Source organism: Shewanella sp. Iso12 (assembly GCF_012030025.1).
In the GTDB taxonomy this organism is placed as follows: domain Bacteria; phylum Pseudomonadota; class Gammaproteobacteria; order Enterobacterales; family Shewanellaceae; genus Shewanella; species Shewanella algae.
On the sequence record NZ_JAAUHW010000001.1, the window covers coordinates 757,266 to 783,355 of the forward strand.

Consider the following 26,090-nt stretch of genomic DNA (forward strand, 5'->3'; position numbering starts at 1 on the left):
TTTTGCGAAGTATACCAATTCTTTCTTATTGACTCTAACCCAAGGATAGCCTTGAGCCAAAAAAACCGCCGCAGTGATGGCATAATCAACAGACAACCAATAAAAAACCCCTGTATCAAGGGAGGGGAAGATACAGGGGGAATCACCAGCTTAAATCTTATTGCTGCAGTTCAACCTTGCCGGACAGTACCTGGAATTCGCCCAGCTCAGGGATCTGTTTGCGTAACTTGTCTTCCAGCACCACCAAACGTTGGAAGTTGTCGCAAAGCGCGTCGGCTCTCTGCTCCATCTCCTGGGCGCGGGACTCCATTTGTACTTCAATATCCTTGCCCATCTTTTCCATTTTCTGGCTGAAGGCATTGATCTTCTCATCAAAGGTTTCGCCCTCACCTGACATCATGGCGCTGCCCATGGCCATCATCAAACTGCCTAGCGACTGCTGTACCAGTTGCTCTATTTCTTTGGAAAACTCATCACCAAAGGCGTTTTCCAGCGACTCTTCAGTGGCCCCCAGGAAGTACTGGTCACCATTGCGATGAGCCACTTCATAGACTCGCTGTTGCAGACTGTCCATGGTTTCATCCAACTTGGCACCGGCGGCATCACCCAAGAGTGGTGTTAGAGCCATACTCACGGCCTCACTCGCCATGGTGACGGCATCTTCCACCAAAGAGATAACTTCGGGTAACTGCTGAGCCATGGCATCCGAGTACTCGTTGACAAGCTTGCTCTGCTCGGCATTCAAGGCCACTTCTTCACCTTCCACGTAGAGGCGGCCCGGCTCAATTCGATAGTGTTCTTTCCCTTGATTACTGACACTCAGCTTCTTGGGTTCCAGTGAGATGTCGTAGTTGAGTGACATCTCGCATTGCTCATCTCTTGGCTCAAAGTTGATCGCCATAGCAGGCGCCGCCGCAAACAATGCACACAACAAAGATATTCCACCAATCGCTTGTTTCATTCTGTCTTCCCTCTCGTTTTAATCTGCCGAGTAAACTTGGTTACCGCTTATGGCTCAGAATAAAGCAGACTTTGTGCCAAAGTTATAATCAACTGATACTAAAAGAATTAATATCAAGTAAGGCAGCAGAATATGAAAATCCACCATCTGCGAGTGGCAAATTTTGCCAACTTGTAGCCGTTATGATGAATAAGACACAAGAAACCAAAGAAAGGTTTAACAGGGAATACTCTGGATGGCCTAGACTATTCCTTTTCTTCACTGCATTCGGGATTAAAAGCCATAATAGCCGCTGTGCCAGCAGCCTAAAGTCGTGGTGTTCCACACCACACCGAGCAAGAGGCTTTGCTTGTCCAAAGCCCCTTGCATCCCCAAGGACACCCCGACGTAGCCGAAATCCCCGCTGGCTTATGAAACAAATTGGCTACACTCAGGACTCGCATCCTTGCTCGACCTTCGAGCCTCGACATCCCTGTCTCGGCTACGCCAATTTGCAACAACGCCAGCGGCGGCTCCGAAGGGGGAATTGGTGCAACTCTTCCCACACAGAGTTGTTTTGAGCTGCAGATATACGCCTAATTCCAGGCACAGGCGGGACAGTGACCGTCGAAAACAGGGCCGAATTTTGTTCCAGACAAATTCGGCATTTCCTACGTCCCTGTAGGTCAGATGTTTTCGTCGAGGCTGCAAGGACGTATTAACGCCGAGTCACAGGATCGCCTGTGCATAAGCCTGCGGCAGGCAATGAGAAACATCCGTCGCCGGAGGTCCTGCCAATACTAATTAGTAACTTTTAGCTGGCAGCCATGATAGCCGCTGTACCAGCGGCCTAAAGTCGTGGAGCTTCGCCCCACACCCGACCAAGAAGGGATCAACAGCAATCCCCTCTTGGATCTCCCTTGCCGCCCCACACGGTGTCGAAAGCCCCTCGGCCTAATGGCGCAAATAACTACCGCTTCAGACGCTCATCCCTGATTCGACTGGCGCTGCTTCGGCATCCATGCCTCAGCCACGTTATTTGCGCCAACGGCTTTCGGCGACACCGAGGGGAATTTGGTGCAATTCTGCAATCATAGCGTTGCTTGAAATTGCTTATATACCCACTAACATACGCCTATTTCCCTGGCACAGGCGGAACTGTGACCGTCGAAAACAAGGCCGAATTCTGTTCCCGACAAATTCGGCATTTCCTACGTCCATGTAGGTCAGATGTTTTCGTCGAGGCTACAAGGACGTATTAACGCCGAGTCACAGGATCGCCTGTGCATAAGCCTGCGGCAGGCAATGAGAAACATCCGTCGCCGGAAACCCGGCAAGCGCTTAATATGCAACTTTAGGCTGAAAGCTATGGTATGGCGTAAAAAACAAAGGCAGCGGAATGCTGCCTTTGGGATCAGAAGATTGAGCGGCCAACGGCCAGCCTGAGTTGCTCCAGCGCTGCCGTTCCGGCGAGTGAGTTGCCGCTGCGGTCAAGCTCCGGCGACCAGACACAGATGGACATGTCACCGGGGATCACGGCGATTATACCACCACCGACACCACTCTTGCCCGGCATGCCGACCCGGTAGGCAAACTCACCGGCGCCGTCATAAAGCCCGGATGTAGCCAGGAGCGCATTGAGTCTGCGGCTCTGCAGCGGTGATATCAGCTCTTTGCCATCCAATGCCTTACCACCTTGGACCAGATACATCATGGCCCGGGAAAGATCGGCGCAGCTCATTTTCAAGGCGCAGTAATGGAAATAGCTTCGCAGCACAGTATCCACATCATTGTTGAAGTTACCGAAGGACTTCATCAGATAGGCAATCGCGGCATTGCGGGCACTATGCTGATACTCGGAATCGGCCACCACCTTGTCGTAGCAGATATGCGGATTACCCGCCAAACGGCGAACCACTTCCAGCATTCTGTGCTTGGGCGCTCCGAGGCGGCTCTGCAGCAAGTCGGCTATGACCAGCGCACCGGCATTGATAAAGGGATTACGGGGAATACCGCGCTCCAACTCCACCTGCACCAGAGAATTAAATGAGTGGCCCGACGGCTCTTTGCCTACCCGGCTCCAGATTTCGCTTTCTTCATAGAGTGTCAGCGCCAGTGTCAGGCTGAACACTTTGGAAATACTTTGAATGGAAAAAGGCTCTAAATAATCCCCTGCCCCCACTGTGGTGCCGTCGGCCATGGTGACGGCAATCCCCAGCTTGTTGGCATTGACCCGGGCAAGGGCCGGAATATAATCCGCCACCTTACCCTGGCCAATCAGAGGGCGAACCCTGTCGAGCACCTGCTCAAGCAAGGCCTCGTCCGGGATTAACTCCACCAAATGTCGTACAGCTCAGTAACTTCCAACTCGCTGATTGGCTGAGCTTCCCAGAATGCCTTGACTGCACTTCTGTCATCTTCGGTGCACTTGCCAATTCTTTGGGTGGCAATAATGCCTTCCCACTCTCTGTGGCCGCCACCGTGGAAGCCCAAGCCTCTAGGTTCTATGACTTCATCAATAAAACGGTCGACCAGGGGATCTATCTGTTCCTCCGATACAGAGTCGGCAAAACGCCAACTAACGTCAAATCCCAACTCCTGGAATTCATCAACACGCAACTTCTTGCGCAAACGACGACTGCGAATAGCCATACTGCTTCTCCCTCAGGTGTAATTACTCTGTACGTTCGAACATCAGATCCCAAACACCGTGACCCAGGCGCTGGCCGCGGGCCTCGAACTTGGTCAACGGACGGTAATCCGGGCGTGGCACTACAGTGCCATCGCTGGAAAGGTTGCGATAGCCGGGGGCGGCATTCATCACTTCCAGCATATGCTCGCTGTAGTTTTCCCAATCGGTAGCCATGTGGAACACACCACCGATTTTCAGTTTACGGCGCACCAACTCGGCAAAGGCCGGCTGCACTATGCGGCGCTTGTGGTGGCGTTTCTTATGCCATGGGTCGGGGAAAAACAGCTGCAGCCGCGCCAGAGAATTATCGGCAATGGCATGCTCCAGCACTTCCATGGCATCGTGATGGAATACTCTCAGGTTGGTGACTCCGGCTTCGCCGGCATCGGCAAGACAGGCGCCCACACCAGGCTTGTGCACTTCGATACCGATAAAGTTAAGCTCGGGGGCTTCCTTGGCCATGGTCACCAGTGAGGCACCCATACCAAAACCTATCTCCAGCACTGTGTCTGCCTCACGGGCAAAAACGGCGTTCAAATCCAGTGGCTCGGGGGAATAATCCAGCCCCATGCTGCCCCAATGCGCTTCTATGGCCTGGGCCTGGCCCTTGGTGAGGCGCCCCTCACGCAGCACAAAGCTTCTTACTTTGCGCAGATACTTGCCTTCTTCGTTAAACTCGGCCGTTGTGACTTCGCTCATTTTTGCCCCTAGAGAGGTGTGAAAAAAGAAGGGCATTATCCAAAGTTCACCATACAGTGCAAGCCCTGATGCTGAAAAAGTATACCAACAATCCACAAGAACGAAATAAGTCAATCATTTGGGGGGATCAATCTCCTTGTTTCGCCCCTTGGCTGCGGCTACACTGCGCCGATGAACAAAACAGCCTCTTTCGCAGAACGTATCGTAAAATGGTACGACTTGAATGGTCGCAAGACTCTGCCATGGCAACAGCAAAAGACCCCATACAAAGTATGGATTTCTGAAATCATGTTGCAGCAGACCCAGGTCGCGACTGTTATCCCCTACTTCCAAAAATTCATTGCCCGTTTCCCCGATGTCGTCAGCCTGGCCAATGCCGACACGGACGAAGTGCTGCATCTGTGGACAGGTTTGGGCTATTACGCCCGCGCCCGTAACCTGCACAAGGCCGCCATCAAGGTGCGTGATGAGTTCCAAGGCGAGTTTCCAACCGACTTTGACTCGGTACTGGCACTGCCGGGCATTGGCCGCTCAACCGCAGGTGCGGTACTGTCGCTGTCTTTGGGGCAACATCACCCCATATTGGATGGCAACGTCAAACGGGTACTCGCCCGCCACGGCGCCATAGAAGGTTGGCCCGGGCAAAAGGATGTGGAAAACCAACTCTGGCAGCTGACCGAAGCGCTCACGCCCAAGGCCGAGATCCAAAAATACAACCAGGCGATGATGGATATAGGTGCCACCATTTGCACCCGCTCCCGCCCCGCTTGTGACCAGTGCCCGGTCGCCCGCGATTGCAAGGCGCAGCTAATGGGGCGCCAGGGCGAATTCCCCGGTAAGAAGCCGAAGAAGGCGATTCCGGCCAAAGAAGCCTGGCTACTGGTGCTGGAACACAATGGCGAGATCTTGCTGCAGCAAAGGCCACCCGCCGGGATCTGGGGCGGCCTCTGGTGTTTCCCCGAGTTCAGCAACAGACAAAACCTGCTGCAAGCCGCCAAAGCGTTGGGGCTTGCAGAACACAGCATCACTGAGCTACCCGGTTTTCGTCACACCTTCAGCCACTTTCACCTGGACGCCCAGCCTATGCTGCTGCGGCTAAAGAGCAAAGTAGCCACAGACATGCTGCTGGACCAAGGTCACAGCGCCCAGAGTAAAGACAGGGTAATGGAACCCAAACCCTGTCTCTGGTATAACTTAAACCAACCTTCCCGGGTGGGACTGGCCGCTGCAACAGAGCGGGTATTGGCCAGCCTGGAACCGAGTCTGACCAAGGAGTAAACATGGCACGCACAGTTAACTGCGTCTATCTCAAGAAAGAAGCCGATGGCCTGGATTTCCAACTGTATCCCGGCGAACTCGGCAAGCGCATTTTCGACAGCATCAGCAAAGAGGCCTGGAGCCTGTGGCAGAAAAAACAGACCATGCTGATCAACGAAAAGAAACTGAACATGATGAATGTCGATGATCGCAAACTGCTGGAAGAGCAGATGGTCGCCTTCCTGTTCGAAGGTCAGGAAGTACAGATTGAAGGCTATGTGCCACCGGCAGAAGATGAATAAGCCGCTATAGCTGTAGCTAGCGAAATGAGAAAAGGCCCTTATGGGCCTTTATCTTTACTGTTAACCAGTTTTAAGAATCAATTCTCGTTGTTCACTAATCCAGCCAACCAAAATGCAGAGTTAGGTTTTATTGACCACTAATATTTCTCAGAGCTAAAAGAACAGACTCAAGACGAGCCGATAAGTTACTCCTGCCAACAAAATTATCAACGTACTTACGCTAAGTACTTACACTAATAGTCTTACCAGCATAGCCGCACAATATGCAGCCAATAGAATGGTACTTTGCTACGTTATAGTCTTTTCCCCCAACAGACCTTATATATCGTCCGTAAAGTCCCATTGCTGTACCAGTGTGTTCAACAAGCTATCTGAGACTTCCTCAAGTCAATCCAACACACTGTAATCAGAAAAACTTATCCAAATGAGTACCCAATCAAACTATCATCCCCCAAAAAACTATCAAACATTTATTAACAAACATATAATTTCAGACACAAATGCCACATGCTATAGCAGATCGTCAAGAGAGTTATCCTATGTCCCAAGCAGAGTCCTCTTCCAGAAAGCTGAGTTTTTTCATCATTGGCATCGTCTTTTTCATTTGGCTCTATAGCTTGTGGGCTGATCGTGTAACCCCAATGACAGGGATGGCCAGAATCCACTCTTATCTGGTTAGAGTCGCTCCCGAAGTTTCAGGCAATATTACCGAGGTCAAGGTCAGAAATAACCAAGTGGTGGAATCCGGCCAGACTTTATTTGAAATTGATTCCAGAGATTATCAAATCAACTTGCGCACGGCTCAAGCCAACCTGGCTATTGCAGGGCAAAATATCGGCGCCAGTACTGCAGCCGTTGAAGTCGCGCAAGCCAAAGTGATTGAGTCATTGGCGGCGCGCGATAATACCAGAGAGCAAGCGGCCCGAATCACTGAATTGGCAGCAAAAGGCGTATTGAGTAAAGCTGAGCTGGATAATGCGATTGAAGCCAGGGATCGAGCCCAAGCCGCCTTAAATGCAGCAGAAGCCTCTCTGGTACAAGCAAAACAAAACCTTGGTCCTGAAGGGCAAGACAACCCGCAGATCCTCGCCGCAATAGCCAGCCTGGAAAAAGCAGAGTTAGACTTACAACGCACTAAAGTTATTGCCCCTTCCAAAGGTATTGTGACCAACCTACAACTCACTGTTGGGCAAAAAGCCAGTGTAGGCTCTCCGCTACTTACTTTTATCGACCCAAGAGGTGTCTGGGTATCGGCGCTGGTAAGAGAAAATTCTCTGGAGCATATCCGTGTCAATCAAAAAGTAAAAATTGTCATGGACGCTTTACCGGGTCGAGTGCTCGAAGGAAGAGTCGAAAGCATAGGCTGGGGCACGGGAGGGAGTAATGAAACGGATCAGGCTACCGGCTTTTTAGTCGCAAACAATAACTCCCTAAACGCGCAACGGTATCCGGTTAACATTATCTTTGAGAACGGTAATGTGCCCGGTAATGTTCGTTATGGTTCTAAAGCAACGGTTGCATTCTTAACCGAGCAAAGTAGCTTTGGTGATTGGTTGGCGTCCATCTGGATGAACATTCTGAGCGTTTTGACTTATGTTTCATAGTGCAGCAAATTCAGTCATCAGGCTGGTTTTCACGCCAGTGCTGCTCCTGTTCTATCTCATATATTCAGGCGCCGCCATACCTGTTATCGCCCCTGTATTTGTAGTGATATTTTTTACCCTGATGCCATCCAGGCCACAGCTTAAGGTGCTATTAAAGCTACTGGTAGTACTCCTGTTTATCTGTTTTGGCATAGTAACACTGGGAAATCTGTTGATAGGTACGCCCACTGGATTTTTACTGTTTACTTGGTCACTGATGTTTCTGAGCTATTACCGTGGTCATCAAGATCCCAAAGATATTATTGCCAATTTAACTTTAGTTATCGTCATTTTCATGGTGGTAATGAAGCAACAGATGTCCATACCATTAAGCGCCTTACCATTGACATTGTTCGAAAGCTTTATCATTGCGGTGTTGGCAACCTACCTTGGTTTTTGGCTATTTCCTAGTGACGAGACAAATATCCCGCCCGATGAAGCCAGAATTGAAGGTGCTGATAAAAACATGGGGAAAATCGTCTTTAAAGCAACCGCTACAAGCATTGTGCTTTATGCATTAATCTGGGCTGGCAGCTCACAAGCCTTGTTGATAGCCATAACTTTTGGCAGCATGATAAAATCGCCTATTACCAAAGACAGCCACACGTTTGGCTACCATAGACTTATCACAACTTCTGTCGGCATACTATTTACCATACCATGCATGCTGTTAACCTCTGTAAATGCACCAACTTTCGTGATCATAGGGGTAACTATTTTTTCTGGATTACAATTAGCCTGTTTCGCAATACGCCGTAAAACCCACCTGACTATCTACCAGTTACTGTTTACCAACTTTATCGTATTGACTTATCAAATAGTCAATAATCCAAGTGTATTATCGCTCTCTTCTCAAATGGTTAGACTGGCATCCATTGTTGCCGCAATCTCAATTGGGGTTCTGACCATAAACTTACTCAAGAGTGAGCCGAAAAACACCCATTAACCACAATAGCCTCCTCAAATAAGTGCCCTATCAGCAGCGAAGGCCACACCTGAACAAGCTCAAGTGTGGCCTGCAAGCTTATAAGAAGCTATTTACTCTGCTGCCGACCCAGCAGGATAAAGCCCGCAGCCAACAGGGAAGAGATAAAGATATACACGGCTATGGTGGCCGAGGTTCCGGGCGGGATCAGCTTTATCAGCACACTGACCATAAGGCTTAAGTACAGGCTTTCCAGCGCATAATAAAGCGCCGTTGCCAAACCCGCCGAAGCGGAGAAGGCGTGCAGAGCGCCGTTGGCCGAGACTGCACAAGTCAAGGCAATATTGACTCCAATCAGGTACATGGGAAGCATAAAGCCCAGCAGGGTAACGCCAAAGAGCCACTCGCACAGATAGAGGATAAGCCCACTGACAAATAGCCCCGCCAGCCCCCGAAACACTGTGCCGCTTATTCCCCAACGCCCAACCAAAGGCTTGACGAACCTGGTAGTCAGTATCATCACAATCGCCACCGAGCCGAACCAGAGGCTGAACTCGACTTTACTCAGGCTCAAGGTATCCATCAGCACCGAGGGCGAGGTGGAAAAGTAGGCGAAGAAGGTCCCCATAGCCGTTGCATAAGCCAAGGTATAACCGATAAAAGTCTTGGACCCCAGGATGGTGAACAAGCTATTGAAACGAAACGGTTGGGTTTGGGCCGGTCGGGTTTCTGGCCATTTAAACACTGTGTGCACGGCAACCACGGCAGCAAATATTCCCAGGAAGTAAAATATGCCCTGCCAATGCCACTGCTTTTCTATCAAGGCACCCAGAAACGGTGCCACTGCCGGTACACAAGCCAACACTGAACCCATGATGGCGTAAACGACTACGCCTTCTTCCCTTTCTGCAAATACATCTCTGACCGTGGCAAACGCCGCAACCAATAGTGCAGACGCGCTCAGCGACTGTAACAATCTCAGTCCCAGAAAGTAATCGAAGTTCGGACTTAAGGGAATAGCCAGGCTGGACAATGAGTACAAGACAGCGCCAATAACGACTATCGGCCTTCTGCCAAACTTGTCCGAGAGGGGGCCAAACAGCAATTGCCCAAGGCCTAGGAGTGCCATATACATGGTCAGCGTCAGCTGAACCTGCTCCCTTCCTACCTTGAAACTTGTGCCGATGTCATTCACTGCCGGAAGGTATAAGTCCATCCCCAGTGAAGCAAGCAGATCGAAAGGTACCAGAAGTACCAAAGAGTATAAGAATGAGTAATTCCAGATATTGTTTCTATTCATTTTCGCGTCCAATTATTGCTAAGAATCTATTCAAGCGATAATTGGACTGCCTTCACTGCTCTCTTCATAATCTAACCTCTATTTTGCGGCGCCTTCGCGCCCGCATGACTATAGCGCCATGTTTGAACTCTGCCAAAGAGCAGTAAACCGGCCGGCGCATATTGGCACAAATAATCTTGGTCTGCCACAGCCAAATAGCGAACGCCATGTCGGCTGTTTTCAGGCCGGGCGCACCTCTATCGATAGCGCTTCCTCGGCCGTTGGCGCCTCAAAATAGGCACTCACCTGCCGAAAGACGGTTTCATTGTCGAACGCTGCCCGCTCCGGGCATTGAACTCTTCTGAGTGCCAGACGCTCGAGACACAACTCATCATCTGCCTCTAAATAGACCAGCAGATGCTGCGCTCCAGCCGCCTCGGCCAGGGCCTTGAATCCATGACGCTGCACTGCGGTATTGGCCGGGAAGTCCAGCACCACATCGACACCGCAACCGAGTAAGGCCTGAATATGTGCGCTCATAACAGGTTTGAGCCGGGCCGAAAACTTGAGATAGTCGCCAAAGTTTTGGATCTCTTTCGGGAAAAGAGCGGCAAGCCACTGATCTTCACTGATACAGACGGCGCGCCGCTCTGAAGCCAACTCTTGCGACAGAGTCGACTTGCCCGCTCCCATCTTGCCGCAGAAAAAGATTAAGGTACCCACTTGATTCATGCCTGTGTCTCCCTTTGAAACTGATAACGATTCTTTACCAATTGCCCCAGCAGCAGCTGTGATGACACCAGCTTCAAGTTCACAGAACCAGGCAAGGTATCAAATAGCCGGATCCCGCCTCCCAGCAACACAGGCACTGTGGTAATGATCAGCTCATCGACCAGAGCGGCGGCAATAAAGGAGCGAATAAGAGCGCCGCCATCGAGATAGATGTTGTGGTACCCCTTTACATGCAAGGCGCTGAGCATTTCAGTTGCCGAGCCGCAAATTAACTCGGCTTTGCCGGCAAACCCCTCCGGTAATTGCTTGAGACTATTGCTGGCAACAAATACAGGTTTATCGTAGGGCCAGGCATCGAAGGCGGCCACCACTTCAAAAGTGTTGCGCCCCATGAGCAGAGCATCGACCGAAGCCATAAACTCGGCAAATCCCAGATCGCTGCCCTCCGGGTTATCTATTGCCGCCAACCAATCAAGCTCACCATTAGATCCGGCAATAAAACCATCCAGACTCTGGGCCATATACACCCTATTTTTCATCTAACTACTCCTTTAGCTCCGAACTCAATAACAGAAAGCCCTGTCGATTATTTTCCCTAAGACTCAAAACTGAGCCGATAGGGCCTGTCGATTGCCTCTCGCAGATCCGCCAGAGAAAACACCCGCTGCAACTCGGCAAACTTTTCGCCGTCAAAATAGACCTGCACCACGGGTAGACTGAAGATACTCATCTGGGCGGATAGCTGCTGGCCAGGGCCCTGACAATCGATATAGGCCGCCTGCAATAGTGGATACTCGTCGGCCAACATGGCGCTTATTCTGGGCTTCAACGCCTGGCACACGCCGCAATGCTCGCCGCCGAACAGCAGTAATACCGCGGGTTGGCTTTCGAGCAGTTGTTTAAGCTGCTCAAGGGTTTCGATATTCAACATGGTTTCAGCTCACAACGATGCGGCGGCCCAAGTACCCGGGCTCTATTGTTTGTATTGGCGCTCATTGTGCCATATCGGCGCTAACTTTCGGTGACTTTCGGTAACTTTCGCTGCCCGTTTGTGGGCCAAAGAAAAAGGCGCCGACGGCGCCTTCTGTAAAAACTATTGTGGGTTACTGCTTGACCCCTTCAACCACCAGGTCGAGTTTGACGTGAGTGGAAGCCGGGCCCAGATCGGTAGTAATCTTGTAATCCTTGAGGGCAAACTCGGTAGAGCCGATAAACCCGGCGCGGTAACCACCCCAAGGGTCCTGCCCTTCACCGATAGCCTTGGCATCTATGGTCAGCGGCTTGGTGACCCCATTGAGGGTAAAGTCACCGGTGATCGCCAATTCGCCATTCCCTTTGTCCTCCACCTTGGTGGACTTGAAGCTGGCCTTGGGATACTTGCCGGCATTGATGAAGTCGGCCGAACGTAGGTGCTTGTCCCGCTCGGCATGGTTTGAATCCAGGCTTTGGGTGTTGATGGTCACATTCACCTTGGCATCTGCCGGGTTGGCCTTGTCAAAACTGAAGCTGCCTTCAAATTCGTTAAAACGCCCGACCACAAAGCTGTAACCAAGATGGTTGACTCTAAAGTTGATAGAGGCATGGGCGCCCTGGGTATCAATCACATAGTCGGCGGCATTCACGGCGCAAGGCAATAACAGGGCGCTGCCAAGCAAACCGGCAAACAGGGTCTTTTTCATTTTGCTATCCTCTCTTGAGTTTAATCATCCTGACGAGTGTCTGATCTTTATCGATAAAATGGTGTTTCAGCGCCGCCAAGGCATGCAGCACCACCAGGGCTATCAAGCTATAGGCGGCGTATTTATGTATCGCCCCGGCGATATCGGCCTGATTGTTAAACAGCTCACCGACACCCGGCAGCTCAAACCAGTCAAATACCGCGATACCCCGGCCATCGGCGGTGGAGATCAATATGCCGCTCAACATAATCAGCAGCAGCAACAGGTAGAGTCCCCAATGCGTCAAACGGGCCGCCTTCTGCAGTAAAGGCTTGTCCGGTATTGCCTGTGGCGACGGGCTCAGCAGTTTCCACAACAATCTGACCAGGGTAAGCGCCAACAACAAAATGCCGATACTCTTGTGCAGATGCGGCCCCTTCTGATACCAGGCACTGTAATAGGTCAAATCAACCATCCAGTAGCCGAGCCCAAACAGGCCTATCACGGCAATGGCCGATAACCAGTGGCTCAAAATGCTGACAAGGCCGTAGCCCTGACGAGTGTTGGCAAGCATTTTCTATCCTTAAGCTATGTCTTAAGCACATCATATGGAGGCTAAATGAAAACTAAAATCATTAAATATTGGCCATTTCTTTCGAAATTTTAGAAAGTAGGACAAAAGGTGGGCTTAAAGAGCCACTGTGATGCGGGTACGGCAGATTACGGCGAAGATAGTTTGATGCAATAGGCGGCCTGCTGGCTTTTCAAGCGATATCAGTTTGATTTCAGCTCAAAAAGCCCAATTCTGAGCATTAACTGAGCGAACACAGGATTTATGCCGAAAAAGCACTTGCAGGAAAAATTTCAGAACTATATTATACGCGCACTCCGAACGACACGGGCCTTAACTCCCGGTTCGAAGTAGATGACTGACGCTCAGTTCAGTTGCCCGAATAGCTCAGTTGGTAGAGCAGCGGATTGAAAATCCGCGTGTCCCTGGTTCGATTCCGGGTTCGGGCACCACAATTTAGCCGGCATAGCTCAGTTGGTAGAGCAACTGACTTGTAATCAGTAGGTCCCGAGTTCGACTCTTGGTGCCGGCACCATGAAACAACAAAAACGCCACTCAGTGAGTGGCGTTTTTGTTTATATCATTCCCGCAGACTTCAGCCATGGTTTGACCCGATTTCTGCGGCAGACCGTCCTTTCCCTCTCCCTTTGCGCTAACTCATGGCTTAACCCAAAGCCGCTTTGCTTAAGCATAAAAAGCCAGCTAACCTTAAGGATAAACACTCGAAAAGGTCATTTTAATGCTTGAAGGAACAGCAAGTTATGAAATTCACTCCTGCAGTAATTGCCTAAACAAAAAGGAGTTGGGGTTTGATTTCTCAATGGCTTTTCAACCCATAATAAACATCAAAAATAACAGCGTGTTTGGCTATGAAGCACTGGTTAGGGGATTAAACAATGAGGCGGCAGGCCAGATATTTTCCAAGGTCAATGACCACAACCGCTATATCTTTGATCAGATGTGCCGGATAAAAGCCATCTCGCTGGCCTCGCGGCTTGGCATAGACTCCATGTTGAGTATCAACTTTCTCCCCAATGCCGTATATAAACCCGAGCGCTGCATTCGAACCACTCTGGAAGCGGCCAAAAAGTACAACTTCCCTACCGAGAGGATCATGTTTGAATTCACTGAAGTGGAGAAGATTGAAGACAGCAATCACGTTAAACGTATTGTGGAATGCTATCGAGCCCAGGGCTTCATAACCGCCATAGATGACTTTGGTTCCGGGTATTCAGGGCTGGATCTACTGGCAAATTTTCAGACCAATATCATAAAGCTTGATATGGCGTTAATCCGGAATATAGATACAGACAAAGTTCGCCAATCGATAGTGACACATTGCCTGAGCATGTTTCAGGATTTGGGCATCATCCCTTTGGCCGAGGGAATAGAAACCCAAGGAGAATGTTTTTGGCTCAAAACAGCAGGAATCGAACTGATGCAGGGCTACCTTTTTGCCCACCCGGGTTTTGAGAGCTTGCCCCAGGTCGATTTCTCCAATCTCTAAGCCACAGGTTTGTAGTGCCCTTTGTTCATACCCTCTGTTAGTCACCTACGAGCCCCCTATTCATGGGGACTTGTGCCTCTATCAAAAACCAAACACAAACTACATCTATACGCGCCTTTCAGCCTGAGTAATTTTTGCTACCGTAAATTTCAATAGAAAGATCATTGCCTTATGATTCTTGCCAATTTTTCAGGGCGAAGACAATGGGTCGCGTAATAACACTTGATGGTTATGCTCAAAGATTTAAGTGGGTAAATGCCATAGCTCACTTCCTGGATGATGGGTTTAAAAACCAGCTTATCACCAGTACCTCAAGCTGTAACCGGGTTAACCCCAATCCCTATTTCGCGACCTCGATATTGATAGTGGTCAACGCCTTTCGACTGCGGTGAAAACGCCATTCGGGCTTGAGGCAGCCGTCATTGACTTCTTTATGACACAAGAGCTGTTTGGGTTCGTGGCTGAGACATCAGCTATAACGAGATCCCCGAGCCAAAAGGCTCGGGGAATTGAAGCAAACGGCTATTGCCGACCAGATTAGTTAAGTCACCAAGGAGGGCTAAACTCTCGCAGTTACCAACTGCGCATCTTATGGCCTTTCAGCGCATAGAAGAGGATAAACAGATAACAGGGCAAGCCTATCCAGTAACCCAACTGCACATTGTCACTGAAGTGGGCAATCTTGCCGAATATCAGCGGCAGTATGGCGCCACCTGAAATACCCATGATCAGCAGCGCCGAGCCCTGAGCCGTGTACTTGCCCAGCCCTTCCAGCGCCAGCGGCCACACAGAGGGCCAAACCAGAGCGTGAGCCAGGCCCATCATGGCGACGAAGGTGACTGTATCCGGAATAGTTGGAATACCGCTCCACCCCCACAGCAGCGACGAGATAGCATGGCTCTCGGCCGATGAGAAGATGATGCCAAAGATGCAAGCAATACCCGCCAAGGCCGAGGCGAGCAAAGCCTTTTCCTGGCTGATAAAACGTGGAATACAGCTAACCCCCAAAAGGTAGCCGATAACCATAAACACCATGGTGTAGGAGGTCAGGGATGCGAAATTATTGACGTCGAGGCTGGCACCATAAAGACCTATGGTATCGCCGGCAATCACTTCAACCCCCACATAGGCAAAGATGGCTATGGCGCCCAGGATCACCTGAGGGAAATGCACTATACCGCTCTTGTCGGCGTGCTCTTCCTCTTCCCCCTCGAAGGCTATTTCCGGCAAAGCAGAAAACTTCACCAGTGCGATCAGTACCACAAGCGCCAGCGTCATATAGATATAGGGCATCACCAGACGTGAAGACAGTTCGCTTATTTGGGCTTCTCGCTCGGCCGGGGCCATGGCAGCCAGATGCCCGGCGGTGAACCCTTCCAGATCAGCCAGTACCAAAGCGGTAAAAAGAATAGGCACTATCACACCGGCGCCCTTGTTAATCAGCCCCATGATGGAGATCCGCATGGCGGCGCTCTCCTTCGGACCAATATGCACCACATAGGGGTTGGATGCCGTCTGCAAAATGGTCAGGCCGGTTCCCAGTACAAAAAGCGCCAGCAGAAACATTAAAAAGTTGGCGCTGAAGGCGGCTGGAATAAACAGCACAGAGCCGACTGCCATGATCCCCAGCCCCACCGCCATGCCATTGCGATAGCCGGTGCGACGCAGGATCGACGACATGGGCAGCGCCATCACGGTATAGGCGATGTAGAAGGCAAAGGTGACAAACAGTGCCTGAAACTCATTGAGCTCACAGATGATTTGCAGAAAAGGGATCAATGAACCATTCAACCAGGTCACAAATCCAAAGATGAAAAACAGCGCACCTACGATAGTCATAGGCAGAAAACTGCTTCTTGAGGCTGCGTCAGCCGGGGTAGCAACTGTCATGTTCATAAACCTGCTTCTTATAGTAATTTATTGTTTGGCAACCAAATTTATCGGCGCCCCATCCATCTTGAGTGGTGTTTAACGCTTGAAACCTTGATGCCGCGGCAGCTTTATACACGGCTTTGTTTCAATAAAGTTACGTCATAATAACAAAAAAGACAACGCTGTCATTAATTTTAAACCAGGCATATGGCCGCTTGTTCGCCTCACTTAGGCAAGCTAAGGAAGGTGCGAATAAGTCCTCGTGGCACTCTGGCTTGCACAGCAATTGGCGTTCAAGGCATCTGACTGAAGGCATGCCGGGGCATGTCGAAGTCGGATAACGCAGAGAGCCGGTTGCTGCGAACCACGCCTTGCATCCAAGCCCGTAAGCCGACGCAGAGCACACATGGGGCTTGTTCGAACCTTCCCTAAGCCTCAAACCCGAATAAACAACTGCCTGCGATACATCCACCAGAGCAGCAACCATTGCACCCCGAGCATGGCCAATACCCCAAGCAGTGGCTGCCAGTTCTCAGGGGCGCTATTGATAAAACCGCCAAACAGACTTTCGCTGCTATAGCGCCACTGAACCAGACTGGAAGCGAGATAGATGATGATGGCGTTGCAACCAATCACCACAAAGGGGAAACCCAACCAACGCAGCCCAAGCACATCGATAACGGCGTAGAACAGTGCCAGCAGCAACAGGCTCCAGCCGCTGCTCACCAGCACAAAACTGCTGGTCCAGAGATCTTTATTAACCGGGATCAGAGGATTAAGCAGCCAGCCAAGCCCCAAACAAACAAGCCCGGCCAGACACAGCAAACCCACCCTGCCCCAGGCTGAAAAACTTTGCTGCTGCAAAAAGCGGCCCACAAACACACCGGCCAAAGCATTGACCACTGCGGGAAGGGTCGATAACAGGCCTTCCGGATCATAAGGCTTATGTTGGTAGCTGATCCCGGGCAGGAAATGACTGTCTACCCAGGCATTGATGGAACCGGCGGCGCTAAAGTCCCCGGCACTGCCGCCCGGGACCGGCAGCCACAGCTGCACCATGGCGTATCCCAGCAAGATAGCGACTGCAACATAGATCTGGGTTCTGAGCCCTGTGTGCCACACCAGCATGGCGGCAAAAAACCAGGCGAAGGCGATACGCCCCAAGACGCTGGCATAGCGTATCTCATCCAGGGCCGCCGGCATGCCCGTCCCCCAGCCGTGATTGTAGAGCACGCCAAAAAACAGCAGTAAAGCCAAACGCTTAACTGCGTGCTTATATTTTGGGAGTCGCTCGGCCAACGCCAACTTGTCCAGACGCTTGGGAGACAAACCCAGGGCAACGCCGGAGAGGAAGATAAACAGCGGGAAGATAAGATCGTAGAAGGTAAAACCATGCCAACTGCTGTGGTGCATCTGGCCATCGAACCAACGCCAGCCACTCCAAGTAGTCAGCAGCAAGAGGGCGGCAAACAGCGCTTCACCGCCAAGGATCCAGAACATGTCAAAGCCCCGCAGCGCATCGAGCGACATCAGCCTGGGCTTGTTGGCGGTCTCAGTTACCGCCGCTATCTTTTCAGTCATAGGGCTTCCCTGTTGTTATTATCTTTATCCGGGTAAAAGCTGCACTGCTTATGTGAAGAGGGTTAATCGCGTTCTTGGCGCAACGGCTTATTTCAGCACACTCTTTCCTCGGCGGCGTAAACCAATTGACCGCCGATATAGGTGTTTTGCACCTTGAGTTCATTATCGAGCACCAGAAAATCGGCACGTTTGCCCGCAACCAAGTGGCCTTGCTGCTCGAGTCCAAGAAATGCCGCCGGATACTCGCTCGCCATCCGCATGGATTCTTCAACGCTGAGCCCCAGCAGAGAGACAGCGTTTCGCACCGCGGTATTCATATCCAGCACACATCCGGCCAGCTCTCCTGTGATGGCGTTGAGTCTATCGCCCTGGCGTAGCACCTGCTGGCCAAAGAGCTCAAAACTGGCATCTTGATCCAACCCCACAGGTGGCATGGCGTCCGTCACCAAGAGCATCTTGCCTTTGGCCTTGGCGCGGATGGCCACCTTGGCTGCAGCCGGATGCACATGGTGACCATCGACGATAAGGCCACACCAACTGGCCTCGTCCTCTATGGCGGCGCCCACCATACCCGGTGCTCTGGAGCCCAAGGGCGACATGGCGTTGTAGAGGTGAGTAAAACCGCTGGCACCGGCCGCCAGGGCCGAACGCACGGTATCATAGTCGGCATTGGAGTGACCTAGACAAACACGGACACCAGCCTCGACCAAGGCTCTGATAACCTCTGGCGCCACATTTTCCGGCGCCAGGGTCACCAAGCGAACCCCCAAGTCCTGACGGCTGAACAATGCCAGCTCGGCATCGGAAATTCGGCGGATATACTGCTGTAGATGCACACCTTTCTTCGGCACAGACAAGTGCGGCCCCTCAAAATGTATCCCCAACACCCCTGTGCTTTGCCTGGCTATCGCCTCGGCCACCGCATCGGCCGCGCGGTTCATCACTTCGATTCTGTCGCTGATCAGGGTCGGCAAAAAGCCTGTGGTGCCGAACCTGGCGTGGGCCCGGCCTATGGTTGCGATACACTCGAGTGTAGGCTCGCCGTTAAACAGCGCGCCGCCACCGCCATTGACCTGCACATCGATAAACCCGGGTACGACCAGGCCTTGCAGGCGGATAGCATCTGAACCTGCCGCAGAGCCCAAGGCCTGCAGATTGCCGTTCTCCACGGCAAAGCTCAGATTGTGATGATATTGCCTGCCATCGAACAAGCGCTCGGCGATAAAGGTTTGCGTCATTCTCTGCTCTCCACTGCGTTGTCCCGTTTAGGCACGTCGGCCACTTTAATCAAAGGGTTTGGGTGACTTTCTTAAGCCCGGCCGGTTGATCCGGATCTATGCCTCTGGCTATGGCCACAGCGGCCACATCGATATAAAAACGCTGCAGCAATGCCAGAGGCGCGACTCTGGGATGAACCTCATTGGCGGTTTGCTTGAGGTGAACCAACTCAGCGCCGCGGCGCCCGACTTCGGCTATCTGCTCAAGATGGCTGGCATAGGATTCATCGGCCACACAGACATCGACTATTTTGAGGTGGTTCTCCACCAGGGTCACAGGGCCGTGAAGAAATTCGGCGCTGGAGAAGGCCTCGGCATGGATAGCACAAACCTCCTTGAGTTTGAGCGCTATCTCTTTACTGATGGCATAACCCAGTCCTCGTCCCAGCACTACCAGATTGTTGCTGCCCTGCAAAGATTCGGCAGTCAGTTGAGGTTCTGAATCCACAGCCGCCTGCAGCGCCTGGGGCAATTCATCTATGGAGCGGGCCAACTCAGGGCTCTGGGTCCAGGCAGCGGCCAGTTGCAGCAGCGCCGACAGGGTAGCCAAATAGCTCTTGGTGGCGGCCACCGCCTGCTCCTCTCCGGCGCGAAGCGGCAATACAAGATCGACTATGTCCTTAATGGGGGCGGTTTCATCATTGACCAGCGCCACGCAAAAGGCACCGGCTTCGCGGGCCATCTTGGCCTGGGCCAGAATATCCGGGCTGCGTCCCGACTGAGAGATAACTATCACCAGGCCACCGGCCAACTGCAAGCGCTTGCCATAGACACTGGCCACCGAAGGCGCGGCGGCAAAGGTAGGCACACCGGCCTCTATTTCAAACAGATACTTGGCAAATACCCCGGCGTGATCAGAAGAACCGCGCCCCACAATCATCACAAACTTGGGAGCAAACTCGCGCAGCCGCTGCCCCAGTTCTCGGGCTAACCGGTCATTGGCCTGCAACTGGTTGGCAATCTTCTCGGGAGCACTGCGAGCCTCGCGCTCCATTATGGTATGGGTCATGGTTTCACCTTTGCTAAGTCGTATGCGCCGGCATCGGCCGGACGGGCTGAAAATTGCGAGTCTTGATGTTGGTGCATGGCAAAGTGCACGGCACCGATTTCCGGTGGCGCCAACACGGGGGCGATTCGTTCGACCACATCGTCGGCCAGCCAAGGCCTGAGCGGCTCGGCCAGGCCGCCTATCATGGCAAATCGCGGCGGATTGAGTTCAAACAGGCGCCGCGCCAACCGGCTGATATAGTCGGCACCTTCGCTGACAATAGCGGTAGCGGTATCATCGCCCTCGGCCGCACAGGACAGCACTATTCTCGCCAGGGCGGCATAACAACTGGAGGAGCGTCCGGCGAGGTTTTCCACTATCCCCAGGGCACCTGTCACCCCGAAATGGGCCAGCAGTTTGGCGCCAAGGGCTGTTTGCGGCGCAAAACCATCGAGCGACAACAACACCTGCTCCGCGGCTTTCAAGCCCATCCAGGCACCGCTGCCCTTATCGCCCAGAGCAAAGCCATGACCACCGAGAGACAATTGCTGTTCGCCCACATGGGCATAGCCACAGGAGCCTGTACCTGTGATGATGACGGCACCATCTTCCCCCTGGTGGGCGCCAATGCAGGCGGTATGCAGATCTGTGGTCAGGTACATGGCGGCAAAGGGATGCCTCCAATCGAGGATCTCCTGATAAAGCCTGGGAATATTGACACCGGCAAGCCCGAGACCGGCCACCATATTGGCGCAATCGGCTTGCCGCAGACCGGCATCGGCCAGGGCCAAACCTGTAGCACTGATGATGGAGTCGAAAGTTTGGCTCAGACCGTGCAAAGGATTGGCCCGACCGGCAACTCCGGTTCCCAGCACACCCTTTTGCCGGCAGTAGACGGTTGCCCGGCACTTACTGCCGCCGCCGTCTATCCCTATATACACTTGTGCATCCGGTGTCGGGTTTTCCCCCATGGCAGACCTCTTTCTGTTTCTTTTATGGTCACGGCGCAATCTGGCGCGGCGGAACACTGACAAATCGCTGCAGTAAGGCGCCTTTCAGGATTAACCCGGTGACATTCCACTGAGCGGACTCAAGTTAAAGCAATCGTTAACCATGTGGTTAAACTAATGTTACACCAAAAATGACAGCGTTGTCATTTATTTTTAATCAGCAGAAATCAATAGACTCATGGCTAGGACTTTGACTTGATTAATATATTGAAAATTAAACAATAAATACTCAGTAAGCCGCTATATTTGAGCGACTCAGACTTCCTTAACCACTTTTAAACGCCACTCAAGTATTAAAACCAGGCATTAAAATAAGTCAGGCAGCGTGGCTGGCGTTATCTGTTAACGCCAGCCCACATCAGTACCTGCTTAAAGACTAATTCAGTGGCTGAACCCGGCTATAGCGGCGGCCATCGGGTGAGACAGTGCGAAGCTCAAGCGGCGCTGCAATTGCCACAGGGCCGCGATACTCCTGCCACTCAGCTCCTGGTAGGCGATATTGGATCTTGAGCCCGGGAAAGATGATATTGGCCTCAAGCTTGCCATCCTTGATTCTGCCGCCCGGCAGCGGCAAACGGTAATGCACCCCGGCCTTATCCAGCTTGGCCAGCTCCTTATGCCCCAGGATGTTGGCCAGTCGATGCCAATCCTCTGCCTGCGCCTGTCGCTGCTCGGCAACGAAGTAACCGGAATCCTGGCTGTAACTTGCCCCCTGATGCCGGTAAGCCAGTTCCCAGTCCGGCTTATGCCAGGCCTTTTCCGCCAAAACCAAGAGGCGAGGGAAAATCATATAGGCTGCGGTCGTGTCGCTGCGAATCGTCTCGCTCCAGAGTTGCCCCTGCAGGCCAATAAAGCCCCTGCCCGGCGCCATTGGGCCGCTGAGACGCTTTCCTTGTGGGCTGAGTTGCTCTGTGTCATCGGCAATAAAAGGCCTGGCCTCAATATCGCCCCACTGCTCGGCATTGGCCGGCAGGTTATCCGGCATAAAGCTGTGCAACTTGCGACTGTTGCTGCTGCGGCTGGCCCAGTAATAGCCGGGCTCTTTCGGATCGGCCGCCGGCGGCATATCGAAATAGAGTACTTCCGGGTTGGACAGCACAGTATCCCAGCCGAGATTGGCCTGGGCATGCGCCCGTTTGAAGCCGCCGTGGGCGACTATGTCCCAGATATTGCTTTGCACCGGGCTCGGCATATTGGCCGGGTTGACGTGACTCATGCCATCGCTCCAACCGGCCGCCTCTATGCCGCGCTCGGCCAGCATCTGCGATACCCGCTCAATAAAGTAGGCGCCGAGGGCCGATTTGTCGGCCACCCGCTGCGAATTGGCCGCAATAAAGCGTTCACAGGCCGGCGAGTCGAGCCAGGCACCGGCGGTCTCATCGGCACCTATGTGGTAGCGCTTAAGCGGTACTCCGGCGGCCTGATGCAGCTTGGCAATTTCATCTATCACCTTGGCGACAAAGGTGTAACTGGACTCCATACAGACATTGAGCGTGTTGTCGTTGTAATACTGAATGGAGCTGTAGACAGTGGCATCCTCGGGATCCGCCAGCAGATATTGGTTGGCGGCCTGACTGTCGCCCTGAGCCAATAGCTTGCGGCTACGGGCCTGCATCGATTTGATAGCGGCGCGGGAGTGCCCCGGCATATCCATCGACGGGATCACCTGGATCTGTCTTGCGGCGGCAAACTTGAGAATGTCTATATAGTCCTGGGTCGTGTAGTACCCGTTGACCTGAGTCTCAGGATTGGGGCCACTGCCCAGTTGCGGCAGCAAACAGCGGTTTTCGTCGAGATCATGGCAGCGCTTGCTGCCAATCTCGGTCAGCTCCGGCAGACCGGGGATCTGCAGGCGCCAGCCTTCATCGTCGGCCATGTGCAAATGCAATACGTTGAGTTTATAGGCCGCCATCTGCTCCAGCAGGCTCAACACAAACGCCTTGGAATGGAAGTTGCGGCCAACATCCAGATGCATGCCGCGAAACGAGTATCTGGGGCTATCTTGAATGCGCAGCTGTGGCAGTGCTATTGATTGAGTATCATCGGCAGGCAACTGCAGCAAGGCGGCAAGACTCGCCAAGCCATAGGAGTAACCCGCGGCGTCTGCGGCGGCCAGGTTAATTCCGCCGACCTCAATCTCGAGTCGATAGTGCTCGCTTTGCCCGCCCTCAAGTGGCAGCAAGTTAAGCGCCAATCCTTGCTCGCTCTGGCTGACACCCAACCTTTGTAGGCGCAAGAGCGCCGCCTCGAGTGATTGCAGATCGACTCCGTTAGCTATGTGGCTCGGGTTAAGCTTAATCCCGGCATTGAGGGTGACAGGTGTTTGTTCAAGCCAAGTCACTGAATCCGGCTTAGGAATAAGACTTGCCGCCGCAAGGCCGGCATCATCTGGAGTATCGGCATTTTGGCCGAAGACGACATTGGCGGTATCCCAGGGCAGCCTATCCTGTGAGCTGCGGCGATATTGTTTCTCGGCATCCGTGTAAGGCTGCACATAGGGAAGCAACTCAAGCCCGGTATCCGGGTCTTGCTTAACTTCAGTGCTGGCGATGATCTCCGGCTTGAGCCCCTCAACCACCATGTAATAGTTGGGCATGGCATCAATTTCCGACAGCTGCCACAGCTCACCGCGAAAATTGATGATTTCGCTGACACCCTTTTTGAAACCGCCGAAGGCGGCGGTTGGCGTCAGACGATGCAGATCGCCCTGAATATGCTCTATATGAAACTCAGGCGAGGCAACCGAGAGTACTGGACGCATCTGGCTAAAATAGATGGCCCAATCAGAAGCGCTGAGATCTTCGCTCGGAGTCAGGCGAATTTGCGCCTGGAAACAGCGGCCTTCGGCACGGCTCGGGTCGCAGTTGTCATCCGGCACATTGGACAGCACGGCATATTTCAATTGCAAACTCTGGGCAAAGCTATGCAGCTTATTCTGAGTCAGGTCTTCGTTCGAGGCTTTTGACGAAGAACCGGCTTGCCCTGGTTCAGTCCCGGTTGCCGGCGGCTTGTCAGAACAAGCCGTCAGCCCCAAGCTCAAGGCAATGGCTAACGCCGCGATAGTTAACTTCATTCCGTTACTCTCCTGTCCTTATTATTGTTTTCACCATGATGCCATATTCCCTGTCGACTCAAGCAGTGGCTGTCACCTCAACAAGCTATGTTGAGTGACAACCGGGATAAAAAAATGGCCAGGTACTGAAATCAGCACCCAGCCCACTCTAGTTTCCGGGGAGAGACTACAGTATTGAAAACACAGTTGCGCAGCCGCCCGACAGATACTCAACTGTGGAAGGCATGTAAAGGAGACCTCATCCTCGACATGCAGACCTTACAAGACAACATGGCCATAGACACAATAGTCACACAAGCAATGACAACGCTGTCATCGATAAACATACACAAGTACAAACCTTATTTCTACATTTTTTTGACAATTTTTATTTTCCCAAGCCCCCTTGAAAACAGCGCTTGAGAACATATTTTTAACAATGACATCCAGTTTGACCACTGTTAACATCCGCAGCATGCTTGGGGTCACAAGCCAATAAGTCTCAAGCTGAACTTTTTACTGGTTTGCGGTACTAATACAACCGAAGAAGCGGTTCTGGCGCCGATATTTCAGTGACGATTTATTTTCCGGTGCGTCAGTTGATTGGCTGACGGAACCTCAAATAACAACAAGGATAAAAAGACAATGACAGCACAATACGTCCCGCTCAACAACGGCGCACACAAGGCTCTGAAAGTCACTCCAGGCATAGATTTCAGCGAATTTGAGAAGCACCATATGTTGCCCTTGCTGGTGCAGGAATTTTTGCCTGCCGCCACCAGCTTCCCGATCATTTTCGCCAAGAACAGCCAAAGTGGAGAATTCCAGCCGGTTGCCATCACCTCTCTGAAACCTGAGAGCAACTGCTTTATCAAGGACAACACCTGGACCCGACGTTACCTGCCAATGCAGTGCCGGATGCAACCTTTTGCCGCCGGAGACTCCAGCCAGGAAAATGTACTTATCGGTATCGATGTCAACAGCAAGCATGTCAGCGAAGACAAGGGCGAAGCCCTATTTACCGAAACCGGTGAGCAGACCGAATTCCTGAAAAACCGCATCGAATTTATCGGCAACCTGATTGAGTACCGTGAAATCACCAAGCAGTTCGTCAAGACCCTGACCAGCCATGAATTACTGCAACCCAAGACTCTGACAGTAACCAACAAACAAGGTGAAAAGAGCAATATAGATGGCCTCTATATCGTCGATGAGCAAAAGCTCAACGCCCTGAGCGATGAGGTTAAACTGGAATTTGCCAAGCGCGGCGTCTACTCACCGGTTTATGCTCACCTGTGCTCGCTGAACCAAATCGACTTGCTGCTGGATTAATCCCAGCACAGAGATAAAAAGGCTGCCTTGGCAGCCTTTTTATTGGTTCACTATTATCTGTGCAAGGGACCGCACTAGAAAGGGGAGTAGGTACAATTCTTCCCAAACAGAGTCATTTGAAGCTACAGATATACACATATATTTCTGGCACAGGCGGAACTGTGACAGTCGAAAACAGGGACGTATTCACGCCGTGTCACAGGATCGCCTGTGCGAGAGCAAACCGCAGGTGATGGGCTACATCATGGTCGGAAGCCCGGCAAGCGCTAATGGGCGATTTTAAGTTGAAAGCCAAGCCGCTGTGCCAGCGGCCTAACGTCGTGGAGTTTCACCCCACACCCGAGGAAAGGGGGCTGTATCGACTCGCCCCCTTTCCAAACCCCCAGCGACCCGCGACGCAGCGGAAAACCCCTTGTGCTTATGATGCCAATTCGCTATCGCGCCAGACGCTCATCCCTGATTCGACTGGCGCTGCTTCGGCATCCATGCCTCGCTACGCGATTGTCATCAACGCCCTGCGGCCGCTTCGAGCGGGAATCGGTGCATTCTGTGAGAATGGAGTAGCTTGAAATATCTGGAGAGTTTACAGACATACGCCTATTTTCCAGGCACAGGCGGAACTGTGACCGTCGAAAACAGGGATGTTTTCGTCGAGGCTACAGGGACGTATTCACGCCGTGTCACAGTATCGCCTGTGCATAAGCCTGCGGCAGGCAATGAGAAACATCCATCGCCGGAGACCCAACCAATGCTATTTGGCTATTTTGAGCTGA

The 26,090-nt window shown here is 52.2% G+C and carries 23 protein-coding genes and 2 tRNA genes; 9 read left to right on the forward strand and 16 right to left on the reverse strand.

Annotated elements, in window-relative coordinates; all coding sequences use genetic code 11:
- Nucleotides 1-157: 157 nt before the first annotated feature.
- The 4 genes from HCX89_RS03355 to trmB form a co-directional block, all read right to left on the reverse strand.
- The gene (locus tag HCX89_RS03355) at nt 158-961 is read right to left on the reverse strand and encodes a YggN family protein (protein ID WP_054745445.1); all 804 of its coding nucleotides are present in this window, start codon (nt 959-961) and stop codon (nt 158-160) included.
- Nucleotides 962-2,354: 1,393 nt separating this feature from the next.
- A complete protein-coding gene (gene glsB, locus HCX89_RS03360; RefSeq protein ID WP_025009471.1) occupies nt 2,355-3,269 on the reverse strand; it encodes a glutaminase B in 915 nt (304 codons plus the stop codon).
- Nucleotides 3,269-3,592, reverse strand: a complete 324-nt coding sequence (locus HCX89_RS03365; RefSeq protein ID WP_025009472.1) for a YggL family protein — start codon at nt 3,590-3,592, stop codon at nt 3,269-3,271. Before HCX89_RS03365 ends, glsB begins: the two co-directional genes overlap by 1 nt.
- 22 nt (nt 3,593-3,614) lie before the next feature.
- Complete coding sequence (gene trmB / locus HCX89_RS03370) at nt 3,615-4,331, reverse strand: tRNA (guanosine(46)-N7)-methyltransferase TrmB (protein WP_025009473.1); 717 nt, start codon at nt 4,329-4,331, stop codon at nt 3,615-3,617.
- 171 nt (nt 4,332-4,502) lie between these two features.
- Here trmB and mutY point away from each other — a divergent pair, with 171 nt between their 5' ends.
- The 4 genes from mutY to HCX89_RS03390 all read left to right on the forward strand — a co-directional run bounded on the left by mutY (nt 4,503) and on the right by HCX89_RS03390 (nt 8,479).
- Nucleotides 4,503-5,609: an A/G-specific adenine glycosylase gene (mutY, locus tag HCX89_RS03375; RefSeq protein WP_167715049.1), complete on the forward strand. Its 1,107-nt coding sequence runs from the start codon at nt 4,503-4,505 to the stop codon at nt 5,607-5,609.
- 2 nt (nt 5,610-5,611) lie between these two features.
- A complete protein-coding gene (locus HCX89_RS03380) occupies nt 5,612-5,890 on the forward strand; it encodes an oxidative damage protection protein (protein ID WP_044733978.1) in 279 nt (92 codons plus the stop codon).
- A gap of 539 nt (nt 5,891-6,429) precedes the next feature.
- Entirely contained in the window at nt 6,430-7,494 is a 1,065-nt protein-coding gene (locus HCX89_RS03385; RefSeq protein ID WP_167715051.1) for an HlyD family secretion protein, read from the forward strand.
- Nucleotides 7,484-8,479: a DUF2955 domain-containing protein gene (locus HCX89_RS03390; RefSeq protein ID WP_167715052.1), complete on the forward strand. Its 996-nt coding sequence runs from the start codon at nt 7,484-7,486 to the stop codon at nt 8,477-8,479. The genes HCX89_RS03385 and HCX89_RS03390 overlap by 11 nt, the downstream gene beginning before the upstream one ends.
- 88 nt (nt 8,480-8,567) lie before the next feature.
- Here the strand turns inward: HCX89_RS03390 and HCX89_RS03395 are convergent, their stop codons facing one another.
- The 6 genes from HCX89_RS03395 to HCX89_RS03420 all read right to left on the reverse strand — a co-directional run bounded on the left by HCX89_RS03395 (nt 8,568) and on the right by HCX89_RS03420 (nt 12,701).
- The gene (locus HCX89_RS03395) at nt 8,568-9,758 is read right to left on the reverse strand and encodes a multidrug effflux MFS transporter (protein WP_167715055.1); all 1,191 of its coding nucleotides are present in this window, start codon (nt 9,756-9,758) and stop codon (nt 8,568-8,570) included.
- A 219-nt stretch (nt 9,759-9,977) separates the two neighbouring features.
- Entirely contained in the window at nt 9,978-10,469 is a 492-nt protein-coding gene (locus tag HCX89_RS03400; protein ID WP_167715057.1) for an ATP-binding protein, read from the reverse strand.
- On the reverse strand, nt 10,466-11,008 hold the full coding sequence (locus HCX89_RS03405) for a dihydrofolate reductase family protein (protein WP_167715060.1): 543 nt from the start codon (nt 11,006-11,008) through the stop codon (nt 10,466-10,468). The genes HCX89_RS03400 and HCX89_RS03405 overlap by 4 nt, the downstream gene beginning before the upstream one ends.
- Nucleotides 11,009-11,064: 56 nt before the next feature.
- Entirely contained in the window at nt 11,065-11,400 is a 336-nt protein-coding gene (locus HCX89_RS03410; RefSeq protein WP_054745432.1) for a co-chaperone YbbN, read from the reverse strand.
- Nucleotides 11,401-11,572: 172 nt separating this feature from the next.
- Entirely contained in the window at nt 11,573-12,148 is a 576-nt protein-coding gene (locus HCX89_RS03415) for a YceI family protein (RefSeq protein WP_025009480.1), read from the reverse strand.
- A 4-nt stretch (nt 12,149-12,152) separates the two neighbouring features.
- Nucleotides 12,153-12,701: a cytochrome b gene (locus HCX89_RS03420; RefSeq protein WP_071237992.1), complete on the reverse strand. Its 549-nt coding sequence runs from the start codon at nt 12,699-12,701 to the stop codon at nt 12,153-12,155.
- A 373-nt stretch (nt 12,702-13,074) separates the two neighbouring features.
- On the opposite strand from HCX89_RS03420, the gene HCX89_RS03425 reads away from it, so the two are divergent.
- From HCX89_RS03425 to HCX89_RS03440, 4 genes are all read left to right on the forward strand, one after another.
- Nucleotides 13,075-13,150: transfer RNA gene (locus HCX89_RS03425), tRNA-Phe, on the forward strand.
- A gap of 7 nt (nt 13,151-13,157) precedes the next feature.
- Nucleotides 13,158-13,233 (forward strand) — tRNA-Thr (locus HCX89_RS03430).
- A gap of 204 nt (nt 13,234-13,437) precedes the next feature.
- Nucleotides 13,438-14,205: an EAL domain-containing protein gene (locus tag HCX89_RS03435; RefSeq protein ID WP_167715062.1), complete on the forward strand. Its 768-nt coding sequence runs from the start codon at nt 13,438-13,440 to the stop codon at nt 14,203-14,205.
- A 203-nt stretch (nt 14,206-14,408) separates the two neighbouring features.
- Entirely contained in the window at nt 14,409-14,597 is a 189-nt protein-coding gene (locus HCX89_RS03440) for a hypothetical protein (protein WP_167715064.1), read from the forward strand.
- 181 nt (nt 14,598-14,778) lie between these two features.
- On the opposite strand, the gene HCX89_RS03445 is transcribed toward HCX89_RS03440, so the two are convergent.
- The 6 genes from HCX89_RS03445 to HCX89_RS03470 all read right to left on the reverse strand — a co-directional run bounded on the left by HCX89_RS03445 (nt 14,779) and on the right by HCX89_RS03470 (nt 24,006).
- Entirely contained in the window at nt 14,779-16,095 is a 1,317-nt protein-coding gene (locus tag HCX89_RS03445) for a sugar MFS transporter (RefSeq protein WP_096141634.1), read from the reverse strand.
- A 417-nt stretch (nt 16,096-16,512) separates the two neighbouring features.
- Nucleotides 16,513-17,658 (reverse strand): transmembrane glucosamine N-acetyltransferase NagX, encoded by a 1,146-nt coding sequence (nagX, locus tag HCX89_RS03450; protein WP_167715066.1) that lies wholly within the window; start codon nt 17,656-17,658, stop codon nt 16,513-16,515.
- Nucleotides 17,659-17,750: 92 nt separating this feature from the next.
- Nucleotides 17,751-18,896, reverse strand: a complete 1,146-nt coding sequence (gene nagA, locus HCX89_RS03455; protein ID WP_167715068.1) for an N-acetylglucosamine-6-phosphate deacetylase — start codon at nt 18,894-18,896, stop codon at nt 17,751-17,753.
- 49 nt (nt 18,897-18,945) lie between these two features.
- Nucleotides 18,946-19,944: a glucosamine-6-phosphate deaminase NagB-II gene (gene nagB-II / locus HCX89_RS03460; RefSeq protein WP_167715070.1), complete on the reverse strand. Its 999-nt coding sequence runs from the start codon at nt 19,942-19,944 to the stop codon at nt 18,946-18,948.
- The gene (nagK, locus tag HCX89_RS03465; protein WP_167715072.1) at nt 19,941-20,894 is read right to left on the reverse strand and encodes an N-acetylglucosamine kinase; all 954 of its coding nucleotides are present in this window, start codon (nt 20,892-20,894) and stop codon (nt 19,941-19,943) included. Before nagK ends, nagB-II begins: the two co-directional genes overlap by 4 nt.
- Nucleotides 20,895-21,309: 415 nt before the next feature.
- Nucleotides 21,310-24,006, reverse strand: a complete 2,697-nt coding sequence (locus tag HCX89_RS03470; RefSeq protein ID WP_167715074.1) for a family 20 glycosylhydrolase — start codon at nt 24,004-24,006, stop codon at nt 21,310-21,312.
- 624 nt (nt 24,007-24,630) lie between these two features.
- Here HCX89_RS03470 and HCX89_RS03475 point away from each other — a divergent pair.
- Nucleotides 24,631-25,317, forward strand: a complete 687-nt coding sequence (locus tag HCX89_RS03475; protein WP_025009486.1) for a SapC family protein — start codon at nt 24,631-24,633, stop codon at nt 25,315-25,317.
- Nucleotides 25,318-26,090 lie beyond the last annotated feature (773 nt).